This is a genomic window from Agrobacterium vitis, from assembly GCF_014926405.1.
GTDB lineage: Bacteria > Pseudomonadota > Alphaproteobacteria > Rhizobiales > Rhizobiaceae > Allorhizobium > Allorhizobium vitis_H.
Window position 1 is genome coordinate 58873 of the sequence record NZ_JACXXJ020000005.1, and the last position, 22200, is coordinate 81072.

The window sequence follows — 22200 nt, forward strand, 5'->3', positions numbered from 1 at the left end:
TCTGGCGCGTAATCCGTTTCCGGTCTGGCACGTCATGCAGAAGCGGCCCCAGCTCCTTCTGTTCGCCGCAAAGAATCTGGTAGGCTTTATAAGCACTACACGATCCATGGTGAACTCTTATCCGTCCCGATATGTCATTCAAATGATTTATTTGACATTCCCCATATCAATCTTGATATACGCTGTATGAATAATACACCGGCAAACCGGCTCCAGCCGAAGCATTTCACCTTGATCAAGGCGATTGGTGATCTTGGACAGTTGAGCCTTGCCGCAGGCCAGGTCTCGATGACCCAACCTGCGGCTTCGCGTATGCTGGCAGAAATTGAACGGATCGTCGGCGCGGCGGTGTTTCTGCGCACGCCCAAGGGCATGGAGGCGACGGAAGTGGGGGCGGCGCTGGTGCGACGCTCGGAAATCCTGCTTCAGGAAATGCGCGAGGCGATGCGCGAGGTGGATGCGATCAAGCGCGGCGCATCCGGCACGGTCAGCGTCGGAGCGGTGACGGGTGGTGCGCTCGGCTATATCGTGCCGGCCATCAGCACACTGAAGGCGGAGGCACGGACCGCCGATATTTACGTCGATGTGGCACCAAGCGGCACGCTGATTTCCAATCTCGTTTCGGGACAGTTCGATTTTGTGCTGGGGCGGATCCCTGTTGGTGTCGATGCCCGTCAATTCCATATTCGTCATGCCCGCACCGAGGAAGTGGACCTGATCGTCCACCAGAGCCATCCCCTGGCCAATGCGGCCGATCTGCGCATGACCGACCTGCTGCATTTTCCCTGGGTGATGCAGGGGCCGGGCGCGCCGGTGCGCCAGGCCGTTGAAAACGCCTTTATCGATGCGGGAACCACGCTGCCGGTGGATGTCGTCAACACCACCTCGCTGCTGGTGATGATTGCGATGATTGCCGCGTCCAATGCGATTACGCCGCTGTCACGGGAAGTGTCCGACCTGCTCTGTCGCCAGACAACCGGGGCGGGGCTGTGCCGCCTGAAGATCCGCAGACCGATTATCGTCTTGCCCTATCATTTGATCAGTATGAAAAACCGCCATATGTCAACGCTCGCCGCCCGCCTTCAGGATCTCGTCCTTCAGGAATTCATCACGCGCTGAGGCCTGTGCTTTTCTGGTATCTGGTTGCCTGTGAGGAGGGTCGTTTTGGAGCAGCTCTCACGTTTGCACGGGGTGGCGGTTGTACACAGACCGGCCAAACACTGGTGGTTTTGCCAGTTTGTCGGCAAAGCCGTGTTTATCGATAGTCGAACGTACCGAAAGCGTTAACAAAGGCTTGTTTTGCAATCGCGACCTCCCTTAAATGCCGCAGGCATGAGGTCATCATGTCACGGGGACGGGGGGGCGCGGAGGCTATAAGCTGGTGCGGTTCCCTCGTATCGAGGGTCAGGAGGTTTCCATGAGTTTGACAATAGGCTCACCAAAAGAATTATATGCTGGCGAAGCGCGCGTTGCGATGACGCCCGACAGCGCACAACAATTGCAGAAACTTGGCTATGCCTGCCTGATCGAGACGGGTGCTGGCAAGGCGGCGGGTTTTTCCGACGATGCCTACCGCAAAGCCGGTGTCACGGTCGCCGATAGCGCAGAGGCGCTTTACGCGCAGGCGGATGTGATTGCCAAGGTTCGTCCGCCGGAATCCTCTGAAGTGGAAAAGCTCGCGCCAGGCAAAACCCTGATCTCCTTCTTTTATCCCGCGCAGAATGCCGCGCTTCTGGAAGAAGCCAAGACCAAGGGTGCCAATGTTATCGCCATGGACATGGTGCCGCGTATCTCGCGCGCCCAGAAAATGGATGCGTTGTCCTCCATGGCCAATATTGCCGGTTATCGTGCCGTCATTGAGGCGGGCAATAACTTTGGCCGGTTCTTCACCGGGCAGGTGACGGCTGCGGGCAAGGTTCCGCCGGCCAAGGTGCTGATCATCGGTGCCGGTGTCGCCGGTCTTGCCGCGATTGGTACGGCAACCTCGCTCGGTGCCATCGTCTATGCGTTCGACGTTCGCCCTGAAGTGGCCGAGCAGATTGAAAGCATGGGCGCGCAATTCGTCTATCTCGAATTTGAAGCCAGCCAGGATGGGGCCGCTACCGGTGGATATGCCGCACCGTCTTCACCGGAATTCCGCGAAAAGCAATTGGCGAAATTCCGCGAGCTGGCCCCCGATATCGACATCGTCATCACCACGGCGCTGATCCCCGGTCGGGATGCGCCAAAGCTGTGGCTGGTCGATATGGTGGCTTCCATGAAGCCCGGCTCTGTCATTATTGATCTGGCGGCTGAACGCGGCGGCAATTGCGACCTGACCGTGGCCGACCAGCGGGTGGTGTCCGACAATGGCGTTATTGTCATCGGTTATACCGATTTCCCAAGCCGGATGGCGGCGCAGTCCTCGACGCTTTATTCCACCAATATCCGCCATATGATGACGGACCTGACGCCGACCAAGGATGGCAAGCTCGTCCATAACATGGAAGACGACGTTATCAGGGGCGCGACCGTGATCTTTGAAGGCGCGATCACCTATCCGCCACCGCCGCCCAAGGTGCAGGCGATTGCCGCTGCCAAGCCGAAGGAGAAGGTCAAGGAACTGACCCATGATGAAAAGCGGGCCAAGGAAGCTGCCGAGTTCAAGGCGCAGACCGCCAATCAGGTCAAGCTGCTGGCGATTGGCACGGCGGTGATGCTGTTGGTGGGTGCGTTTGCCCCGGTCAGCTTCATGAGCCATTTCATTGTGTTCGTTCTGGCCTGCTTCATTGGTTTCCAGGTGATCTGGGGTGTCAGCCATTCGCTGCACACGCCGCTGATGGCCCTGACCAATGCGATTTCCGGCATCGTCATTCTGGGCGCATTGCTCCAGATCGGCTCCGGCAATTGGCTGGTGGTGACACTGGCTGCACTGTCCGTGCTGATTGCGACGATCAATATCGTCGGCGGCTTCCTTGTGACACGGCGTATGCTCGCCATGTTCCAGAAGTCCTGAGGGGGAAGACGTTATTATGGCTATTGGTATTGTTTCTGCGGCCTATATTGCAGCCGCTGTGTTGTTTATCCTCTCGCTGGGTGGGCTTTCGGGCCAGGAAAGCGCTAAACGGGCCGTGTGGTACGGCATTGTCGGCATGGGCCTTGCGGTCATCGCCACCGTTTTCGGTCCCGGCATTGGCCATTGGTTCATCATCGTGCTGATGATCGCTGGTGGGTCTGTGCTTGGCTATTACGTGGCAAACCGCGTGCAGATGACGGAAATGCCACAGCTTGTGGCGGCACTGCATAGCTTTGTCGGCCTGGCCGCTGTGTTTATCGGCTATAACACCCATCTGGAAGAAGCCCATGTTGCCCGGCTGGACGAGACGGCGCGGGCCGCACTCACCGGCTTTGCCGCTATTCTCGCCCATAAATTGCCGGTGGAACTGTCGATCATGAAGGTCGAGGTGTTTCTCGGCGTGTTCATCGGTGCCGTCACCTTCACAGGCTCGGTCATTGCCTTCGGCAAGCTGGCAGGCAAGATCGATGGTAAGGCCAAGCAATTGCCCGGCGGGCATATGCTCAACGCCGGTGCCGCCGCCTTGTCCTTCCTGCTGTTGATTGCCTATTTCTACGGCGCAGGCGCCTGGGCACTGGTGCTGATGACGCTTCTGGCCTTCTTCATCGGCTATCACATGATCATGGGCATTGGCGGTGCCGATATGCCGGTGGTGGTCTCGATGCTCAACAGCTATTCCGGCTGGGCGGCAGCGGCCATCGGCTTTACGCTCGGCAATGACCTGCTGATCGTCACCGGTGCCTTGGTTGGCTCGTCAGGCGCGATCCTGTCTTACATCATGTGCAAAGCGATGAACCGGTCCTTCATCTCGGTCATCCTCGGCGGCTTTGGCAGCACCACTGGCCCGGCGATGGAAATCGAGGGCGAACAGGTGGCTATCGATGCGGAAGGCGTGGCCAATGCGCTGAACGAGGCCGAAAGCGTGATCATCGTGCCGGGCTACGGCATGGCGGTGGCTCAAGCCCAGCAGGCGGTATCGGAACTCACCCGCAAACTGCGCGATGCTGGCAAAAACGTGCGCTTTGCCATCCATCCGGTGGCAGGCCGTCTGCCCGGCCATATGAACGTGCTGTTGGCCGAAGCGAAGGTACCCTATGACATCGTCATGGAAATGGACGAAATCAACGACGATTTTCCAAGCACCGACGTCGTCATCGTCATCGGCTCCAACGACATCGTCAACCCAGCAGCCGAAGAAGACCCCAACAGCCCGATTGCCGGCATGCCTGTCTTGCAGGTGTGGAAGGCCAAGCAGGTGTTCGTCTCCAAACGCGGCCAGGGCACCGGCTATTCCGGCATCGAGAACCCGCTATTTTATAAGGAAAATACGCGGATGTTCTATGGCGACGCCAAGAAGTCGATCACTGAATTGCTGCCGATGATTAAGTAAGATCGGGCAGGCTTGAGAGATGGAAAGCCGGGTGGAAACACCCGGCTTTTTTGTTGTGAATTCTTCGGTTGTCTTGTCTGGAAGGCGCGTAGAAAACTAAGAAAGACTAATGAGAACTAAGGTATTTCCTTTAGTTCTTAGCACCTTGAAATGGGATAGGTGCAAACTCCAGTTTGTCCTGTAGCCGACGGTTTGGTTGCGTTTGATGCAGAAAGACAGCAAACGTATCCCACGGCAGTTGAGCGGAAGTCTGTGCGAGAATGCGACCGATCTCACCTCGATGGTAGCCGCCATGCATGGTGACATGGGCAAGCATTTCCTCACGTGTCATATACCCCTTGTCGCCATCGGTGAAGGAAAAGGCGATCTTTTCGCAACGCTGCTCTGGTGTGATGCTCCGTACATAGTCGAGATACCATTGATCAGATGTCGCGACAGCGCTGCGTAACTCCGCCAGTTCCGGTGTTTCAGCTGTATTATCTGAGGTGTAACCATGGGACCGCCCGAGGAGATGCGCTGCGAATATCTGTGCGACGACATGAGTATGATTGATCAGGCGTATTGCCTGATGATGTTCAGCTTCGTGTTGTGTCCGGTCCAGAGTTTCAAGTGCGTCGAAAAATGCGCGATTGGCCCATGCTTGATAGTTGAAAAAACTGTTGAATAGAGCGTGCATCGAATGCCTCCGTTGCCTTTCTTCCAAATACGAGTAATTTATTCGCATTCTTGTCTGGAGAGATGCATTTGGCTACTCGCATCGAAAAATCGACGTCAACGATGCGCAAATTGCCGAGACAGCTGCGGTCCAAGGCGACAGTGGACGCGATCATTGAAGCTGCTGCTCGCATTTTGAGTGAGGAGGGTTGGGCAGGTTTTACCACCAACAAGGTTGCCGAAGTCGCAGGCGTAAGCGTTGGGTCTTATTATCAGTATTTCCCTGATAAACATTCTTTGATCGACGCCATACGCAATCGGCACCTCGAAGATTGCCGTACGGTGTTGAAAAATGTGGTGGAGAGCAACCAGCCTCAGTCGGATTTTGTGAAGGATCTGGTGGATGGCGTCATTGGCATCCATAGCGTTCATCCGTGTCTGCACCGGGTTTTACTCGATGAAGCTCCAAGTTCAGAAATATTCAGAGACCCAAACAGCGATTTCGAGAAGGAGTATCTTGGATATTATTGTGCTGCTGTTGCCAAATATTGCTCACCTCAGAACACGAAGAACAATGAGACCATGGGTATCATCCTGTCAGATGCGATTGACGGTGTCATCCATAACGCTGCACGTCGCGGAACCTTGCAAACGATAGAGGTCAGGAATGAACTTGTTCGCATGGTTCAATTATATTTATCAGAGGTTTAACCTCACATCACCGCCCCAACCTGCCAAGGCACAAACTCATTATCCCCCAGCCCCAAAATCTCTGACTTGGTCTTCTGCCCCGACGCCGAGGCCAGCACCAGGTCCAGAATCTCCCGGCCTTTCTGTTCCACCGAAATCCCGGCGCTGATGATGTCGCCGCAGTTGAGGTCCATGTCGTCGGGCATATCCTCGAACAGTTTGCTGTTGGTGGCGAGCTTGATGGTGGGGGTGGGTTTGGAGCCAAAGGCCGAGCCTCGCCCGGTGGTGAAGACCAGCATCTGCGCACCGCCAGCAATTTGGCCGGTGGCGGAAACCGGGTCGTAGCCGGGGGTGTCCATGAAGACGAAGCCGGGGGTTTCGATCCGTTCTGCATAGTGCAGCACGTCGGTCAGCGGCGTGCTGCCTGCCTTGGCTGATGCGCCGAGGGATTTTTCCAAAATCGTGGTCAGCCCGCCCAGTTTGTTGCCGGGGCTGGGGTTGTTGTCCATCGAGCCACGGTTCATTTTTGTATAGTCTTCCCACCAGCGAATGCGGGCAATCAGCTTTTCGCCGATTTCGCTTGATGCGGCGCGGCGCAGCAGCAATTGTTCGGCACCGTAAATTTCCGGTGTTTCCGAGAGAATCACCGTGCCGCCCAGGCCGACCAGCAGGTCGGAGGCGATGCCGAGCGCCGGATTGGCGGTGATGCCGGAAAACCCGTCCGAGCCGCCGCATTGCAGCGCCAGCTTCAGTTCTGACGCCGGGATCGGCTGGCGCTTGACGGCATTGACCACGGGCAGGATGGATTTGATGTGTTCGACCAGATGCGCGATGGTCGCAGCGGTGCCGCCACTGTCCTGGATGGTCAGGCCGAAGAACCGGTTTTCGTCATTGCCACCATAGAGCATTTTCATCCGGGCGAGCTGTATGACTTCGCAACCCAGGCCGACAAAAATAGCAGCGCCGACATTGGGATGGGTGGCGTAGCCCCAGAGTACCCGTTGCAGAATATCCGCCCCTTCGCCGCCCGCATCCATGCCGCAGCCGGTGCCATGGGCAAAGGCGGCGACCCCGTCGATATTGGGGTAGTCGGCCAAAATACCGGAGCGGTTGATGTCATCGGCAGCGCGCCGGATGACGGTGGCGGAACAGTTGACCGTGGCACAGATAGCGATGAAATTGCGCGTTCCCGCCTGTCCATTCGCCCGGCGATAACCCATGAATGTCTCAGGCTTAACAGTGGGAATGGCGGCCAGCGCCTTCTGGTAATCGGCACCCACCTCATATTGCTGGTCGTGAGCGCCGAAGGAACAGTTGTCGGTATGCACATGCTCACCGGCCCGGATCGGGCGGCTGGCATAGCCGATCACCTGTCCGAACTTGATGATATTGCCTCCCTCCGCCATATCCTGCCGGGCAATCTTGTGGCCACGTGCTGCCGGATGATCAAGGGCCACGCCAAACCCAAGCGGCTGCGCGCCTGCCGGGGCGGGATTGGTCAGGATGGCGACGGTGTCATCCGGGTGCAGCAGCACTGTCCCTGTCCCTTCAGCCATAATGCACATGTCCGTGAGAGAGGGCTTGAATGACCCCGCGCAGTTCCGCCAACCCGCGCAGACGCCCGACCAGCGGATAGCCGGGATGGGTGCCACGACTGACATCGTCAAGCAATTCGTGGCCGTGATCAGGCCGGAAGGGAATGTCGAAATCGGCGCGACCGTCCGCCTTGCGGCGGCGCTCTTCGGCAATCAGCACGGCGATCAGCGTCACCATGTCGGTATCGCCATCGAGATGCGCGGCCTCCTGGAAGGAACCGTCCTTCTCCTTGGCCACATTGCGCAGATGGGCGAAATGGATGCGCTCGGCAAAGCGTGCGGCAATGGCCGGAACATCGTTTTTCGGATTGACACCCAGCGAGCCCGCGCACAGCGTCAAGCCGTTGGCAAGGGCTGGTTGCTGTTCCATGATCCAGGCAATGTCGTCTTCGCAGGAGACGATGCGCGGCAGGCCGAGAATATCGCGCGGCGGATCGTCGGGATGCACGCAAAACCGCATGCTAAGCTCTTCCGCCGTCGGGATGACTTCGGCGAGGAAGCGGGCATAGTTGGCGCGGATCTCATCGCGGCTGATGCCATGATAGCGCTTCAGCGCCTCACGCAACCCACGGATGTCGTAGCGGTCGAAGGCACCGGGCAGGCCGGACATGATGCTGTTCAACAGGTTTTGCCGCAGGCCTTCGCTGGAGGCGTCAAACCAGGCCTTGGCGGCCTCGCGCACCTCTGGCGCATAGTCATTTTCAGCACCGTCACGTTCCAGCATATGAATCTCGAAGGCAGCCATATGCGGCTCGGAAAATCGCAGGGCGGTGCCACCTCGTGCCACTGGCGCATCGAGTTGGGTGCGGGTCCAGTCGAGCAATGGCATGAAATTATAGCAGATCGTGTGGATACCGGCATCGGCCAGGTTCTTCATCGATTGGCGGTAATTGGAAAACAGCCGCTCAAGATCGCCTTCGCCGCGCTTGATATCCTCATGGATCGGCAGGCTTTCCACCACATTCCAGGTGAGGCCTAAGCCGCTATCGGCGATCTCGTCGCGCCTTGCCGCAATGGCATCGCTGCCCCAGACCTCGCCATAGGGTATTTCATGCAGCGCGTTGACGATGCCGGAGGCCCCGGTCTGGGCGACCTCGGTCAGGGTAATGCGATCAAACGGGCCGTACCAGCGCCAGCTCTCTTTCATCGGCTCAAATCCTCTATCGTCTGTCGCGCGCCCTTGGTCACAAGGCTTTGATAAGCTGTCGTCAGCGCGTTGCGGAAAGTTGGGTTGTCGGCCAGCGGTGCAGGGAAAATCTCGCGCACCGACAACAGGGCCGCTACCTTGTCGGCAGGCTCGGCCGCGCCATCGCTCAAGCTTTTCAATCGTGCGGCCAACGGGTCGCGCACGTCGATGGCGTCGCCCTTTTCATCCACGCCGCCAACATAGCGCATCCAGGCGGCAACGGCCAAAGCCAATCCCGTGATCGGCCGGGTGGCGGCGAGGTTCTCCGTCACGGTGCCGAGAATTCGCTGCGGCAGCTTCTGCGATCCGTCCATGGCAATCTGCCAGGTGCGGTGGCGGATGGCGGGATTGGCGTAACGGTCAAACAGCGCAGCTGTATAATCGCCAAGGCTGATACCGGGTGGGGCTTTCAGGCCCGGGGTGATTTCCGTGTCCCACAGCATTTTGCAGAACCTGGCAAAGACCGGATCGGCCACCGTCTGGGCAATGGTTTCGTGACCGGCGAGATAGCCGAGATAGGCAAGCGACGAGTGGGTGCCGTTCAGGCAACGCAGCTTCATATGCTCGAAGGGCGTCACATCCTCGACCAGCTCGACGCCGACGGCCCCGAGATCTGGCCGTGCGCCATCCACGAAATGATCTTCCACCACCCATTGCCGGAAAGGCTCATGCATGACGGGGGAGAGATCCAGCACGCCGGTGATCTGCGCCAGCCGGTCGATATCTTCCGGCTTGGTGGCGGGCACGATCCGGTCCACCATGGTCGAGGGAAAAGCGCCTTCACGGGCAATCCAGCCTTGAAGGTCGGGTGAGATCAGTCCGGCAAGCTCCAGCACGACGCCGCGCACCACCTTGCCGTTTTCCGGCAGGTTGTCGCAGCACAGCACGGTAAACGGTCGCAGGCCCGCCGCATGGCGCTTTTCCAGCGCCCGCACCAGAAAGCCGAGGGCGGAGAGGGGGGCTTCGGGATGGGCCAGATCATGCTGGATGTCGGGATGGTTACGGTTCAGCCTGCCGGTGGAGGGTTCGTGGCAATAGCCTTTTTCCGTTACCGTCAGGCTGACGATTTTGACAGCCGGATCGCTCATCGCGTCGATCACGGCGCTCGGGTTTTCCCGTGCCACCAGCACATCGTTGATCACGCCGATCATATGCGGCGTTTCGCCGTTTGGCCCAAGCTCCACGGCGGTATAGGCGAAATCCTGGGGGGCAAGCGCATCGCGCTGGTCGGGCCGCATCAGGCTGACGCCGATAATGCCCCAGTCCCCACCGGATTTCTCCATCGCTTGTTCGATATAGATCGCCCCATGGGCGCGGTAGAACGCGCCAAGCCCGAGATGGACAATGCCCGTCTGCGGTCTGATGCTATCGGGGCGGCGCAGCCGTTGCGGATTGGCGGACATATCAGCGGGCAAGCCAGCCTCCATCAACATTGAGAATGGCACCATGGATATATTTGGCCGCCCTTGAGGAAAGAAACACCGCAGCGCCGCCAATGTCTTCGGCCTCGCCCCAGCGACCAGCCGGAATGCGCTCCAGGATTGCCTTGTTGCGGGCCGCGTCATTGCGCAGCGCCTCGGTATTGTTGGTTTCGATATAGCCGGGGGCAATGGCGTTGACATTGATGCCCTTGGCCGCCCATTCGTTGGCGAGCAGCTTGGTCAGCCCGGCGACACCGCTTTTCGATGCCGTGTAGGATGGCACGCGGATACCGCCCTGGAAGGACAGCATCGAGGCAATATTGACGATCTTGCCGCCTGCGTCGCGGGCAAACAAGGCCTTGGCGAAGGCCTGGCAGAGGAAGAATACCGCCTTCAGGTTGACATCCATCACCGCGTCCCAATCGGCCTCGGTGAAATCCACCGCATCGGCGCGGCGGATGATACCGGCATTGTTGACGAGAATATCGACCGGGCCGAGATCCTCGAAAATGCCGCTCCCGGCCATCGGGTCGGAAAGGTCGAGGGTGAGGCCGGATGCCTTACCACCGGCATTGGTAATCTGCTCGACAGTTTCTGTCACCGGAGAGCGGCCCGCACAAATCACGCTGGCGCCAGCCCCGGCAAGCGACAGGGCAATGGCCTGGCCGATGCCGGTATTGGCGCCTGTCACCAGCGCCGTCTTGCCCGAAAGAGAGAACAGATCGCTCACTTCAGCGTCTCCATCGAGACCACTTCGACATCCTTGTAATCGACATTGTCACCGGCCATCGCCCAGATGAAAGTGTAATTGGCCGTACCCGCACCCGAATGGATCGACCAGGGCGGCGAGATCGCGCCTTCCTCGTTTTTCAACACCATATGGCGGGTCTCGTCCGGCTCGCCCATCATATGGAAGGCGCGCTGGCCTTCCGGCAGGTCGAAATACAGATAGGCTTCCATGCGCCGGTCATGGACATGGGCGGGCATGGTGTTCCAGACGGAGCCGGGGGCAAGCTTGGTCATGCCGACCACCAGCTGGCAGGCCTTCATCACGTCGGGATGCACGAACTGATAGATGGTGCGCTCATTGGAGGTTGCCTGCGAGCCGAGCGTTACATTGGCGGCTTCTTCAATCTTGATGAGGCGCGATGGATAGGTGTGATGGGCTGGAGCCGAGAGAATGTAAAACCGGCCAGCGCCTGAAAAACTGATCTTGCCCGCGCCCATGCCCAGATAGAGCATGTCGCCCTTGCCCATTTCATAGGTTGCATCCGCCTCGACCGTGCCGGTGCCGCCGATATTGACGACGACAAGTTCGCGCCGGTCGAGAATGGAGGCGGTGCCGCATTCCTTCACATGGTCCAGCACCAGCGGAGAGCCGCCCGGCACCGCACCGCCGACGATCATCCGGTCGTAATGGGTATAGATCAGCCGGATTTCGCCCTCCGCAAAAATATCGCCGACATGGAAATGCTTGCGCAGGGCCGTGGTGTCGAAGCCTTTGGCGGTCTGCGGGTCGATAGCGTGGCGGGTTTCAACGGTCAGCATGGCTTTACTCCTCAAATATCAAAGAAAATCGTCACGCCGGGGCGTGAATGTGTCGATAAGCACGCCGGGATCGATGGCCCGGCAGCCGTGAAAGGCAAGGGAGGGAATAACGAAACTGTCGCCGGGGCCGACGGTGAACGTCTCGTCGCCGATGGAAAATTCGAACCGGCCGGACTGAACATAGGTGGATTGCACATGCGGGTGATGGTGCCGCAGGCCCTCCGCACCCTTGGCGAAGGTGAATTTCACCACCATCAGGTCTGGGCTGTCGGAGAGAACCTGGCGGGTCACCCCGTGGCCGGCTTCGACCACCGGAAAGGTCCTGACAAAGTCTGTATCCATGGCTGGCTGCTCCTCCATCGAGGCTATCTGGTTCAGTCTGAACCCACAGGACGCGACGCAAAGGTCTTGACACGACGCAAAGGTCTTGCGGCTTTGCCGCCGCCCTCATCCGGCTGCCGCCACCTTCTCCCCGATGGGGAGAAGAGACTTGCAGCGGCGTCCAGCGCTTTCTCTGGTGTTGTAAAGAGCGAGTAAAGCCCTTTTCCAACATCAGAATAAGGCTGAGTGCTATCGCCTTGGCCTCTTCTCCCCCTGCCGGGGAGAAGTCCCCGGCAGGGGGATGAGGGGGGCGAAGCCCATGAGTCCTTTGGGCGTGTACTGTGTTCTGAACCAGGCAACCTCTCGCTTTCCTTTGTTTTCGTTTATCTTTTCGGGAAAATCTGTATCCGCTTTTCCCTGAAAAACGCTGGGACCCGCTGCTCCTCAGCTAGAGCCGATAGGCCTTTTTCGCCAGTCCGTAGGCGAGATCGCCTGCAAGCTCCTGGGCTTCGTCCTCCTCCAGTCGGCCCGTCAGCACCAGTTCGGCCAGATAGGCGCAATCCACCCGCCTTGCCACATCATGGCGAGCCGGGATGGAGCAGAAGGCGCGGGTATCGTCGTTGAAGCCGACAGTATTGTAGAAACCGGCGGTCTCGGTCGTTGTCTCGCGGAAGCGGCGCATGCCATCCGGGCTATCGAAGAACCACCAGGCCGGGCCGAGCTTCAGGGCCGGATAGGCCCCCGCCAGCGGTGCCAGTTCACGCGAATAGCTGGTTTCGTCCAGCGTGAAGAGAATGACCGTCAGGTCCTTTTCCATGCCAACCGCGTCCAGCAGAGGTTTAAGCGCCCGGACGTAATCGGTGCGGGTCGGGATATCGAAGCCCTTGTCGCGGCCATGTTTTGCCATGATGCCGGAGGAATGGTTGCGGTAGGAACCGGGATGGATTTGCAGCACCAACCCGTCTTCCAGGCTCATCCGGGCCATTTCCGTCAGCATATGGCCACGGAAGGCGTCTGCCTCATCGGGGGTGATCCGCCCGGTCAGCGCCTTGTCGAACAGCGCCTTGGCCTGATCCTGGGGCAGGTCCTCGGTGCGGGCCGTGGGATGGCCGTGGTCGGAACTGGTGGCGCCATAGGTTTTGAAAAATGCGCGGCGGTTGCGATGCGCCTCCAGATAGCCGCTCCAGCTTGTCGCATCGACGTCAGCCAATTGCCCGAACCGCTCGATATTGGTGGCAAAGCCTTCAAATTGCGGATCGACTACAGGGTCAGGCCGATAGGCGGTGACGACGCGGCCATTCCAGCCGGAGGCGCGGATCGTCTCATGCCATTTCAACTCGTCCAGCGGGCTTTCCGTGGTGGCGATCACTTCGATATTGAAGCGCTCGAACAGGGCGCGGGGGCGAAATTCCGGTTTCGTCAGGCAATCGGCGATATGGTCATAGGTCTGGTCCGCCGTCTGCGCCGACAGCCGGGTCGTCAGTCCGAACACATCCTCAAAAGCATGGTCCAGCCACATGCGGCTGGGCGTGGCGCGAAACAGGTGGAAGTTTTCGGCAAACAGCCGCCAGATCTTGCGGCCATCGGTTTCCGTCATGCCGCCATCGACACGCGGCACGCCAAGCGCTGTGAGGTCGATGCCCTGGGAATACAGCATGCGAAACACATAATGGTCCGGCACCACGAACAGCTGGGCCGGATCGGGAAAAGCTTCATTTTCCGCAAACCAGCGGGGGTCAGTGTGGCCATGCGGGCTGACGATGGGCAGGTCGCGGACCGTGTCATAAAGCGTGCGCGCCAGCGTGCGTGCTGTGGGGTCAAGGGGAAAAAGCCTGTCTGGATGAAGCAATGCCGTGGTCTCCGCGTGCGCCCCGTAATTCTAATAGAGCATAATATCGCAAGCCGATTTCGGTCCGGCGTATTATGGCTTAAAACAACTGCCGCCCCTTGCGTTGGCCATCGTCTTTTGATCGATGGCCTGGGCGGTGACAGTGGTGGCGAAACGCAATTGCATTCCGCTGCCAATCTAATATGTTAGTATGCAAATTGTGTCAATGCGGTCCCGGGATGATCCCGGCTACTTGGCCCGGCTATTTGGAGTGACGATGGCGGTGGTAATCGGAGGGTGGGATGATTGATACGGTCAATGTGCGCACGCTGGATGTTCAGCGGCAACCTTCGGTCACCGAGCAGGTCTTCGAGTTGTTGTACCGGCAGGTGGTTGAACTGGAGCTGCCGCCCGGGGCAAAATTGTCGGAAGTGGATGTTGCCAAGCAGATGGGTGTGTCGCGCCAACCGGTGCGCGACGCCTTCTATCGCCTGTCCCAGCAGGGCTTCCTGATGATCCGCCCGCAACGGGCAACCGTGGTGACCCATATTTCCGAGCGCGGGGTCTTGCAGGCCCGCTTCATCCGCACGGCCCTGGAAATGGAAACCGTGCGGGCCGCCGCCGAGCGGTTGAGCGAGGATCAAATCGCGGCGCTTGACGACCTGGTACAGCGGCAGATCAAAGCCATGGAGGCTGGTGACAAGATGCTGTTTCACGAGTTGGACGACGAATTTCATCGGCAGATCTGTAAGATGTCGGGCCATGACTTCGCCTGGACGCTGATCCGCGACAGCAAGGCGCATATGGACCGGATTCGCTATCTCAGCCTTGCTTTCGGAGCGCAAAGCGCCATTGACGACCATATCGAGATTATGGCCGCGTTGAAGGCACGTGATGGCGACCGGGCCGCCGCCAACATGCGTGTTCACCTGTCACGTATCTTGTCGATCATTAGCCGGATCAGGGAAACCCAAGGCCAGTATTTCGCGACCGAATGAGGATGGCAGGATAATATGAGCGGCAAACGGATCTTGGCCATCGGCGAATGCATGGTAGAAATGGCGCCCCGCGAAGACGGTGCCTATCATCGCAATTTTGCTGGCGATACATTCAACACTGCCTGGTATCTGCGCCGTCTTCTAGGTGCAGACGATGGGGTGGATTACTGCTCGGCTATCGGCGTCGATGCTATTTCGCAAGCCATGCTCACCTTCATGCAAGCGGCGGGAATAGGCACCGGGCATTTGCGCCGTCTGGAGGATGCGACGGTCGGGCTTTATATGATCGAGCTTGCCAATGGCGAGCGCAGTTTCAGCTATTGGCGCGGCCAGTCCGCCGCCAAGCGCCTGGCAGACGACCGTGCGTTTCTTCTAGAGGCCGTACGAGACCGTGATCTCATCCTGTTTTCCGGTATTACCCTAGCCATCCTGTCCCCGGCGGGCCGCCAGCAATTGCTGGAGGTTCTGGCGCAGGCCCGCTCTGCCGGCAGCCTGATCGCTTTCGACCCCAATATGCGCGCCCGGCTTTGGCCGGACCGTGACAGTATGTGCAATGCGGTTTCGCAGGCGGCCAAGGTTGCCGATATTGTCCTGCCATCCTTTGACGAGGATGGGCCGAATTTCAACGATGCCACACCTGACGCCACGATTATCCGATACCGTGAAGCAGGTGCGGCCACCGTGGTGGTCAAGAATGGCGCGGGCCGTGTGCATGCCTTTGACGCCACGGAAGGGCCAGTGACATTCGATCCCGTGCCGGTCGCCGATCTCGTCGATACGACAGCGGCTGGCGATAGTTTCAATGCCGGCTTCCTGTCGGCTCGCCTTTCGGGTGTCGCGATGGCTGAGGCATTGGCGCAAGGGGCTGCCGTTTCCGCTCAAGTGATCCGTAAGCGAGGCGCTTTGGTGGAGATCGAAAATATCCCCTGAAAAAACATCTCCTCAAAACACCCTTGGCCGACGGGCACGCGAAAAGCCGTGTCCGAAAACCAATGTCGCAAGAATGCTCGCTTCTTTGTGTTGCGATGCAAATTATTTTCGCTTGAACCCTTGCAGCTTTTGATTCTACTCTGCACCTAAAATAGGAGATTGGCGATATTTCCCTTTTTTGTCATAGGCTTGTGGCCCTTGTCAAAAAGGACTGGCCAGTCGCAATGCGTCAAAAGGTGAGTGTTCATGCAATTGGTTTTCGACGGGCATAATGATGTCCTCCTGCGTTTGTGGAGGGCTCATGCAGCGGGCGTCGATCCGGTGCGGCAATTCATCAATGGCACACGGGAAGGTCATATCGATGCGCCACGCGCCCGCCGTGGCGGGCTTGGTGGCGGTCTCTGCGCGATTTATATTCCCTCCGACGGTGAGTTCGTGCTGACCGAGCCGGATGACAAGGGCCATTACAATACCCCTGTTGATAAGCCCCTGGCGCGTGCATCCTCACTCGACATCGCCTTGCAGATGGCCGCGATTGCGCTGCGGCTCGAGCGGGCTGGCGGCTGGCGGCTGTGCCGCTCGACATCGGATATTCGCGCTGCCATGGCCGACGGTGTGTTTGCCGCCGTGCTGCATATGGAAGGCTGCGAGGCCATCGATGCCGATCTGGCCGCCCTTGAAGTGTTTCACCAGGCGGGCTTGCGCACGCTCGGTCCGGTCTGGAGCCGCCCGAATATTTTCGGCCATGGGGTTCCTTTCGCCTTTCCAATGTCGCCGGATACCGGGCCGGGCCTGACGACACTTGGTTTTGAGCTTGTGAAAGCCTGCGACCGGCTGGGCATCGCCCTCGACCTTGCCCATATCACCGAAAAGGGCTTCTGGGACGTGGCGAAAACCTCGGACAAGCCATTGATCGCCAGCCATTCTAATGCCCACGCGTTGACACCGGTGGCCCGCAACCTGACCGACCGGCAAATGGACGCGATCCGCGAGCGCAAGGGGATCGCTGGCCTCAACTACGCGGTGACCATGCTGCGCGCTGACGCCCGCGATTTTGCCGAGACCCCGCTGTCGGACATGGTGCGCCACATCGATTACATGGTGGAACGCATGGGCATCGATTGCGTCGGCCTCGGCTCCGATTTCGATGGTTGCACCGTACCCGGTGCAATTGGCGATGCCAGTGGGAACCAGAGGTTGCTTGAAGCGTTGCAATCGGCTGGATACGGTGATGCAGATATCGCTAAGATTGCCCATGAAAACTGGCTGCGGGTGCTGGGGACGGCCTGGGGCGAATAAATCCGGCGTTAGTCGGCGATCATTGACTTTAAAAAAGGGGACGGGACCATGACCATGACCATGACATTGACGCGCCGCAGCCTGATGACCACGGCCAGTGCTGTTCTGGCATTGGGAGTTGCAGGCGTGCCGCGCGCTTTTGCCGCCACGCCGAAAGATACCCTGGTCGAGGCCTGGGCATTTGACGATATCATTACAATGGACCCGGGCGAGGCTTTCGAAATCTCTGCCGCTGAAGTCACCGGCAATACCTATGATACACTGGTAAAGCTGAATATTGCCGATACCTCGACCGTGGCGCCCGGCATTGCGGAAAGCTGGAGTGCGTCTGAAGACGGCCTGACCTATACGTTCAAGATCAAGTCTGGCATCAAGTTCGCGTCCGGCAATCCGATCACTGCGGAAGATGTGGCCTATTCTTTTGAACGGGCCGTCAAGCTCAACAAGAACCCGGCCTTCATCCTCCAGCAATTCGGCCTGAGTGGCGAGAATGTCGCGGAAAATGCCAAGGCAGTCGATGCCGCGACCTTCCAGTTCAAGGTGGACAAGCCTTATGCGACCAGCTTCGTGCTGAACTGCCTGACTGCGACCGTCGGGGCCATCGTTGACAAGAAACTGGTGCAGAGCCACGCGGCAGCCGTGACGGTTTCCAAGGATTATCCTTATGACACCGATTTCGGCAACGGTTGGTTGAAGACCAATTACGCTGGCTCCGGTCCTTTCAAGCTGCGCGAATGGCGTGCCAATGAATTGGTCGTGATGGAGCGCAATGACAATTACTATGGTGAAAAGGCCAAGCTGAAGCGGGTCATCTACCGCTTCCTGAAGGAAAGCTCAGGCCAACGTCTGGCGCTGGAATCCGGTGACGTCGATGTGGCGCGTAATCTTTCGCCGACGGACTTTACCGCGATTGCCAATGCGAAAAATATCAAGACATATTCTGCCCAGAAGGGAACGGTCTATTATCTCGGTCTCAACCAGAAAAACCAGTATCTCTCCAAGCCGGAAGTGCGCCAGGCCATCAAATATCTTGTCGATTACGATGCCATCGGCGCAACCCTCATCAAGGGCGTTGGCACCGTGCATGAATCCTTCCTGCCCAAGGGCATTCTGGGTTCCATCGATGACCAGCCCTATAAGTTGAATGTTGCGAAAGCCAAGGAACTGCTGGAAAAGGCAGGCCTCAAGGATGGCTTCAAGGTCACCATGGATGTGCGCTCCATCGAGCCGATGACCAGCATCGCCCAATCCATGCAGCAAACCTTCGCGCAGGCGGGCATTACGCTGGAACTCATTCAGGGAGATGGTAAGCAGACGCTGACCAAATACCGCGCCCGCAACCATGACATCTATATCGGGGATTGGGGTGCTGACTATTGGGACCCGCATTCCAATGCCGAAACCTTTACCAGCAATCCTGATAATTCCGAGACGCCGAAATCCAAGACACTCGCCTGGCGCAATGCCTGGGATGTGCCTGAGTTGACCAAGGAAACCAGCGAAGCCCTGCTGGAGCGTGACACGCCAAAGCGCAAGGCGATGTATGAAGAATTGCAGCGCAAGGTTCTGGCCGATGGTCCGTTTGTGATCATCTATCAAAAAACGGAGATTGCCGGCTATAGGGCCAATGTTCAGAATTATAAGCTGGGCCCGACCTTCGACAGCAACTTCAAGAACATGATTTCCAAGGATTGATCAGGAGCGGGGCTCTTGGCTCTCACCATAACACAAGCATCTGCCGGTCGCAGGCGCGACCGGCAGTTAAGACGTTTCAAGGCAGTTGCGGGATTTTTCGTGACTGTTCTGACGACTTATCTCGGTCTTCTGGCGGTGACGTTCTTCATTGGTCGGGTGATCCCTATCGATCCGGTTCTTGCTGTCCTGGGGGACCGTGCGCCGCAGGCGGTCGTCGAACAGACGCGCCGGGCAATGGGGTTGGATCAACCGCTCTATTACCAGTTCTTCGTCTATATAAAACAAGTGCTCTCGGGCGATTTTGGCACATCGGTTCTGACGACCAATCCTGTCATGACCGATATCGCCCGGTTTTTTCCGGCAACTGTTGAACTTGCCACGGTCGGCACCATCATCGGCGCCGTGATTGGCCTTCCCTTAGGCGTTCTGGCCGCTGTCAAGCGCGGCAGCCTTGCCGACCAGATTGTCCGGGTCATCGGTTTGATCGGCTATTCCGTGCCAATCTTCTGGCTTGGCCTTTTGGCGCTGTTGTTTTTCTATGCTAAGCTGCAATGGGTGGCCTATCCGGGGCGGATGGACGTGGTCTATGAATATGACCTGATACCCGTCACTGGCTTTTACCTGTTGGATGCGGCCATGGCGGGCCAATGGGACATCCTCTGGGATCTGTTTCGCCATATTATCCTGCCCGGCGCGCTGCTCGGCTATTTCTCACTCGCCTATATCAGCCGCATGACCCGCTCTTTCATGCTCAACGAGCTTTCGCAGGAATATATCGTGGCGGCTCGCGCCAAGGGCCTGTCCGAAAGCCGGATCATCTGGTTCCACGCCTTGCGTAATGCCGCTGTGCCGCTGCTGACGGTGATTGCCCTGTCCTATGCCGGGCTGCTGGAAGGCTCGGTGCTAACAGAGACGATCTTCTCCTGGCCGGGCATCGGTCTTTACATCACCAATTCGCTGCAAAATGCCGATATGAATGCGGTGCTGGGCGGAACCATCATTATCGGTTCGGTGTTCATCGCCATCAACATCCTGTCGGATCTCCTTTACAAGACCCTTGACCCGAGGACGCGCAGCCGATGATGACGACGCCCTCCCAAAATATGTCCCTTCGCGAGTGGCTGCTGTCGGACCGGCCCCAATCGCGCCGGCAGGCAAGGCTTGGCCGTGCCTATGTGATCTGGCGGCAGTTTTCGGCCAATCGGCTGGCGCTGCTGGGGCTTGGAATCATTATCGCGCTCATTCTGGTTGCGGCTTTTGCCGATCTGCTCGCCACTCACAATCCGGTGCAGGGTGATCTTGCCAATGCAAGGTTGATGGCGCCGGGCACCGGCGGTTTCTGGCTCGGCAGCGACGATCAGGGTCGCGACATCTATTCCCGGTTGATCTACGGGTCGCGGCTGACATTGATGGTGGTGGTGCTGGTGGCCATCATCGCTGCACCCATCGGTCTGCTGGTCGGCACGGTGGCCGGTTATGCGGGTGGCTGGGTCGATGCGGTACTGATGCGGCTGACCGATATTTTCCTGGCCTTTCCGAAGCTCGTTCTGGCTCTGGCGCTGGTCGCAGCCCTCGGCCCCGGCATTGAAAACGCCATTCTGGCCATCGCCGTCACCTCCTGGCCGCCCTATGCGCGGATTGCCCGGGCGGAAACGCTGACGGTGCGCAATTCCGATTATATCTCTGCCGTCAAGCTGATGGGCGCCTCTCCCTTTCGCATCGTGCTGCGTCACATCATGCCGCTCTGTCTGTCCTCGCTGATCGTTCGCGTCACGCTGGATATGGCGGGCATTATCCTGACGGCTGCCGGTCTTGGCTTTCTAGGCCTTGGTGCTCAGCCGCCTCTGCCGGAATGGGGGGCGATGATTGCCGATGGCCGTCGCTTCATTCTCGATCAATGGTGGGTTGCCGCCATGCCGGGCTTTGCCATCCTGATCGTCAGCCTTGGCTTCAACCTGCTGGGCGACGGCCTGCGCGATGCGCTGGACCCGAAGGAGGCCGGACAATGAGCGCGCTGCTGACGGTGGACAATCTCAAGGTCAGTTTTCCGACCCGCACGGGTCTGGTGGAAGCCGTGCGCGGCGTGTCCTTCACACTGGGCAAGGAGCGGCTGGGCATTGTCGGCGAATCCGGCTCCGGCAAATCCCAGACCGGGCGGGCGATCATGGGTCTCACCCCCGCCCATGCGCGGATAACTGCCGATAAACTCCATTTCGGCGACACGGATCTGCTGGCGATTTCGGCATCCAAGCGCCGGGCGCTGCGCGGCAAGCGGATGGCGATGATCCTCCAGGACCCGAAATATTCGCTGAACCCTGTCATGCCGATTGGCAAACAGATCGTCGAGACGCTGTTGACCCATGAACGGATGACGGGAAAGCAAGCCCGGCAAAGGGCGCTGGCCATGCTGGAGGCGGTGCAGATCCGCGATCCGGAACGGGTGTTCAAGCTTTACCCGCACGAAGTTTCCGGCGGCATGGGCCAGCGGGTGATGATCGCCATGATGCTGGTCTGCGGGCCGGAACTGCTGATTGCCGATGAGCCGACCTCAGCCCTGGATGTGACGGTGCAACTGGAGGTGCTCGATATTCTCGACATGCTGGTGCGGGAACGCGGCATGGGGCTGATTTTCGTCAGCCATGATTTGCGGCTGGTCTCCTCCTTCTGCGACCGGGTGCTGGTGATGTATGCGGGCCGGGTTGTCGAGGAACTGAATGCGGCCAACCTGTCCGAGGCCAAACATCCCTATACCCAGGGCCTGCTGAATTGCCTGCCGCGCCTGGAAGGCAACCAGCATCCGCTGCCGGTCTTGCAGCGTCAGGTGGAGTGGGCGCAATGAGCAAGGCCCTGATTGTTGAAGAAATGGGCGTGCGCTTTGATGAGTTTCTGGCGCTGGACGGTGTCAGCATCGCCGTTGAGCAGGGCGAGAGCTTTGGTCTGGTCGGGGAATCCGGCTCCGGAAAATCAACGTTGTTGCGGGCGATTGCCGGGCTAAATGCCTTTGAGAGCGGCGCGCTGACTGTCGATGGCAAAAGCTATGACAGCAGGCAGCGCGACAAGACCTTCTATCGCACCGTGCAGATGGTGTTCCAGGACCCATACGGCTCGCTGCATCCGCGCCAGACTGTGGACCGGCTGCTGCTGGAGCCTTTGGCCGTGCATGGATTTTCCGATGTCGATAGCCGGATTGCCCGCGCTCTGGATGAGGTTGGTCTTGGTTCGGGCTTCCGCTTCCGGTTTTCCCACCAGCTCTCCGGCGGCCAGCGCCAGCGCATCGCCATTGCCCGCGCCCTAATCGTCGAGCCGAAAATCTTGCTGCTGGATGAGCCAACCTCAGCGCTCGACGCCTCGATCCAGGCGGAAATCCTCAACCTCCTCGAACAGGCCCGCAAGGATCGTGGCCTAACCTTCCTGATGGTCAGCCACGATCTGGCGGTCATCAGCCATATGTGCGACCGGCTGGCGGTGATGCGCGCCGGGCAAGTGGTGGAAGTCATGGATGTCGAGGCGCTACGCCGACGCGATGTGCAGGTGGATTATACACGGCAATTGATGGTGGCGAGTGAGGGGTTTCGGCGGAAAAGCTGAGG

20 protein-coding genes are annotated in these 22200 nt (G+C 58.8%); 12 read left to right on the plus strand and 8 right to left on the minus strand.

Annotated elements, in window-relative coordinates:
- Window positions 1–186 precede the first annotated feature (186 nt).
- The 3 genes from IEI95_RS11460 (at window position 187) to IEI95_RS11470 (ending at window position 4445) form a co-directional block, all read left to right on the plus strand.
- The gene (locus IEI95_RS11460) at window positions 187–1119 is read left to right on the plus strand and encodes a LysR family transcriptional regulator (protein ID WP_156536007.1); all 933 of its coding nucleotides are present in this window, start codon (window positions 187–189) and stop codon (window positions 1117–1119) included.
- Between the two features lie 304 nt (window positions 1120–1423).
- Window positions 1424–2995 carry a Re/Si-specific NAD(P)(+) transhydrogenase subunit alpha gene (locus IEI95_RS11465; protein WP_156536036.1) on the plus strand — a complete coding sequence of 524 codons (1572 nt, stop codon included), beginning with the start codon at window positions 1424–1426 and terminating at the stop codon, window positions 2993–2995.
- A 16-nt stretch (window positions 2996–3011) separates the two neighbouring features.
- On the plus strand, window positions 3012–4445 hold the full coding sequence (locus tag IEI95_RS11470; protein WP_156536008.1) for an NAD(P)(+) transhydrogenase (Re/Si-specific) subunit beta: 1434 nt from the start codon (window positions 3012–3014) through the stop codon (window positions 4443–4445).
- 130 nt (window positions 4446–4575) lie between these two features.
- Here IEI95_RS11470 and IEI95_RS11475 read toward each other — a convergent pair whose 3' ends face one another.
- Window positions 4576–5121 carry a DinB family protein gene (locus IEI95_RS11475; RefSeq protein ID WP_156536009.1) on the minus strand — a complete coding sequence of 182 codons (546 nt, stop codon included), beginning with the start codon at window positions 5119–5121 and terminating at the stop codon, window positions 4576–4578.
- A 62-nt stretch (window positions 5122–5183) separates the two neighbouring features.
- On the opposite strand from IEI95_RS11475, the gene IEI95_RS11480 reads away from it, so the two are divergent.
- Window positions 5184–5810: a TetR/AcrR family transcriptional regulator gene (locus tag IEI95_RS11480; protein ID WP_234891142.1), complete on the plus strand. Its 627-nt coding sequence runs from the start codon at window positions 5184–5186 to the stop codon at window positions 5808–5810.
- 2 nt (window positions 5811–5812) lie between these two features.
- Here IEI95_RS11480 and IEI95_RS11485 read toward each other — a convergent pair whose 3' ends face one another.
- The 7 genes from IEI95_RS11485 to uxaC all read right to left on the minus strand — a co-directional run bounded on the left by IEI95_RS11485 (window position 5813) and on the right by uxaC (window position 13709).
- On the minus strand, window positions 5813–7345 hold the full coding sequence (locus IEI95_RS11485) for an altronate dehydratase family protein (RefSeq protein ID WP_156537130.1): 1533 nt from the start codon (window positions 7343–7345) through the stop codon (window positions 5813–5815).
- Complete coding sequence (gene uxuA / locus IEI95_RS11490) at window positions 7338–8531, minus strand: mannonate dehydratase (protein WP_194416442.1); 1194 nt, start codon at window positions 8529–8531, stop codon at window positions 7338–7340. The genes IEI95_RS11485 and uxuA overlap by 8 nt, the downstream gene beginning before the upstream one ends.
- Complete coding sequence (locus IEI95_RS11495; protein ID WP_204166272.1) at window positions 8528–9997, minus strand: mannitol dehydrogenase family protein; 1470 nt, start codon at window positions 9995–9997, stop codon at window positions 8528–8530. Before IEI95_RS11495 ends, uxuA begins: the two co-directional genes overlap by 4 nt.
- Window positions 9975–10721, minus strand: coding sequence for a 2-dehydro-3-deoxy-D-gluconate 5-dehydrogenase KduD (kduD, locus tag IEI95_RS11500; protein ID WP_174111817.1), 747 nt, complete (start codon window positions 10719–10721; stop codon window positions 9975–9977). The genes IEI95_RS11495 and kduD overlap by 23 nt, the downstream gene beginning before the upstream one ends.
- Complete coding sequence (kduI, locus tag IEI95_RS11505) at window positions 10718–11539, minus strand: 5-dehydro-4-deoxy-D-glucuronate isomerase (RefSeq protein WP_194416443.1); 822 nt, start codon at window positions 11537–11539, stop codon at window positions 10718–10720. Before kduI ends, kduD begins: the two co-directional genes overlap by 4 nt.
- Before the next feature lie 18 nt (window positions 11540–11557).
- A complete protein-coding gene (locus tag IEI95_RS11510; protein WP_197435711.1) occupies window positions 11558–11881 on the minus strand; it encodes a cupin domain-containing protein in 324 nt (107 codons plus the stop codon).
- 427 nt (window positions 11882–12308) lie between these two features.
- On the minus strand, window positions 12309–13709 hold the full coding sequence (gene uxaC / locus IEI95_RS11515) for a glucuronate isomerase (protein ID WP_194416444.1): 1401 nt from the start codon (window positions 13707–13709) through the stop codon (window positions 12309–12311).
- 281 nt (window positions 13710–13990) lie between these two features.
- Here uxaC and IEI95_RS11520 point away from each other — a divergent pair, with 281 nt between their 5' ends.
- From IEI95_RS11520 to IEI95_RS11555, 8 genes are all read left to right on the plus strand, one after another.
- Window positions 13991–14686 (plus strand): GntR family transcriptional regulator, encoded by a 696-nt coding sequence (locus IEI95_RS11520; RefSeq protein ID WP_156536015.1) that lies wholly within the window; start codon window positions 13991–13993, stop codon window positions 14684–14686.
- Window positions 14687–14701: 15 nt separating this feature from the next.
- Window positions 14702–15616 carry a sugar kinase gene (locus IEI95_RS11525; protein WP_156536016.1) on the plus strand — a complete coding sequence of 305 codons (915 nt, stop codon included), beginning with the start codon at window positions 14702–14704 and terminating at the stop codon, window positions 15614–15616.
- Window positions 15617–15862: 246 nt separating this feature from the next.
- Entirely contained in the window at window positions 15863–16915 is a 1053-nt protein-coding gene (locus IEI95_RS11530) for a dipeptidase (protein ID WP_156536017.1), read from the plus strand.
- A 54-nt stretch (window positions 16916–16969) separates the two neighbouring features.
- Window positions 16970–18610: an ABC transporter substrate-binding protein gene (locus IEI95_RS11535; protein ID WP_194417283.1), complete on the plus strand. Its 1641-nt coding sequence runs from the start codon at window positions 16970–16972 to the stop codon at window positions 18608–18610.
- Between the two features lie 15 nt (window positions 18611–18625).
- Entirely contained in the window at window positions 18626–19693 is a 1068-nt protein-coding gene (locus IEI95_RS11540; protein WP_194416445.1) for an ABC transporter permease, read from the plus strand.
- A complete protein-coding gene (locus tag IEI95_RS11545; RefSeq protein ID WP_420481791.1) occupies window positions 19690–20619 on the plus strand; it encodes an ABC transporter permease in 930 nt (309 codons plus the stop codon). Before IEI95_RS11540 ends, IEI95_RS11545 begins: the two co-directional genes overlap by 4 nt.
- On the plus strand, window positions 20616–21449 hold the full coding sequence (locus tag IEI95_RS11550) for an ABC transporter ATP-binding protein (RefSeq protein WP_156536019.1): 834 nt from the start codon (window positions 20616–20618) through the stop codon (window positions 21447–21449). The genes IEI95_RS11545 and IEI95_RS11550 overlap by 4 nt, the downstream gene beginning before the upstream one ends.
- The gene (locus IEI95_RS11555; RefSeq protein WP_194416446.1) at window positions 21446–22198 is read left to right on the plus strand and encodes an ABC transporter ATP-binding protein; all 753 of its coding nucleotides are present in this window, start codon (window positions 21446–21448) and stop codon (window positions 22196–22198) included. Before IEI95_RS11550 ends, IEI95_RS11555 begins: the two co-directional genes overlap by 4 nt.
- Window positions 22199–22200 lie beyond the last annotated feature (2 nt).

Excerpts from the sequence above, each read along its gene's own strand:
- IEI95_RS11485 (WP_156537130.1), bottom strand. The coding sequence starts at position 7,345 with ATGGCTGAAGGGACAGGGACAGTGCTGCTGCACCCGGATGACACCGTC.
- IEI95_RS11535 (WP_194417283.1), top strand. The coding sequence starts at position 16,970 with ATGACCATGACATTGACGCGCCGCAGCCTGATGACCACGGCCAGTGCT.
- IEI95_RS11460 (WP_156536007.1), top strand. The coding sequence starts at position 187 with ATGAATAATACACCGGCAAACCGGCTCCAGCCGAAGCATTTCACCTTG.
- IEI95_RS11480 (WP_234891142.1), top strand. The coding sequence starts at position 5,184 with ATGCATTTGGCTACTCGCATCGAAAAATCGACGTCAACGATGCGCAAA.
- IEI95_RS11550 (WP_156536019.1), top strand. The coding sequence starts at position 20,616 with ATGAGCGCGCTGCTGACGGTGGACAATCTCAAGGTCAGTTTTCCGACC.
- IEI95_RS11475 (WP_156536009.1), bottom strand. The coding sequence starts at position 5,121 with ATGCACGCTCTATTCAACAGTTTTTTCAACTATCAAGCATGGGCCAAT.
- IEI95_RS11555 (WP_194416446.1), top strand. The coding sequence starts at position 21,446 with ATGAGCAAGGCCCTGATTGTTGAAGAAATGGGCGTGCGCTTTGATGAG.
- IEI95_RS11545 (WP_420481791.1), top strand. The coding sequence starts at position 19,690 with ATGATGACGACGCCCTCCCAAAATATGTCCCTTCGCGAGTGGCTGCTG.
- IEI95_RS11470 (WP_156536008.1), top strand. The coding sequence starts at position 3,012 with ATGGCTATTGGTATTGTTTCTGCGGCCTATATTGCAGCCGCTGTGTTG.
- IEI95_RS11520 (WP_156536015.1), top strand. The coding sequence starts at position 13,991 with ATGATTGATACGGTCAATGTGCGCACGCTGGATGTTCAGCGGCAACCT.
- uxuA (WP_194416442.1), bottom strand. The coding sequence starts at position 8,531 with ATGAAAGAGAGCTGGCGCTGGTACGGCCCGTTTGATCGCATTACCCTG.
- kduI (WP_194416443.1), bottom strand. The coding sequence starts at position 11,539 with ATGCTGACCGTTGAAACCCGCCACGCTATCGACCCGCAGACCGCCAAA.
- IEI95_RS11510 (WP_197435711.1), bottom strand. The coding sequence starts at position 11,881 with ATGGATACAGACTTTGTCAGGACCTTTCCGGTGGTCGAAGCCGGCCAC.
- IEI95_RS11525 (WP_156536016.1), top strand. The coding sequence starts at position 14,702 with ATGAGCGGCAAACGGATCTTGGCCATCGGCGAATGCATGGTAGAAATG.
- IEI95_RS11495 (WP_204166272.1), bottom strand. The coding sequence starts at position 9,997 with ATGGAGGCTGGCTTGCCCGCTGATATGTCCGCCAATCCGCAACGGCTG.
- IEI95_RS11530 (WP_156536017.1), top strand. The coding sequence starts at position 15,863 with ATGCAATTGGTTTTCGACGGGCATAATGATGTCCTCCTGCGTTTGTGG.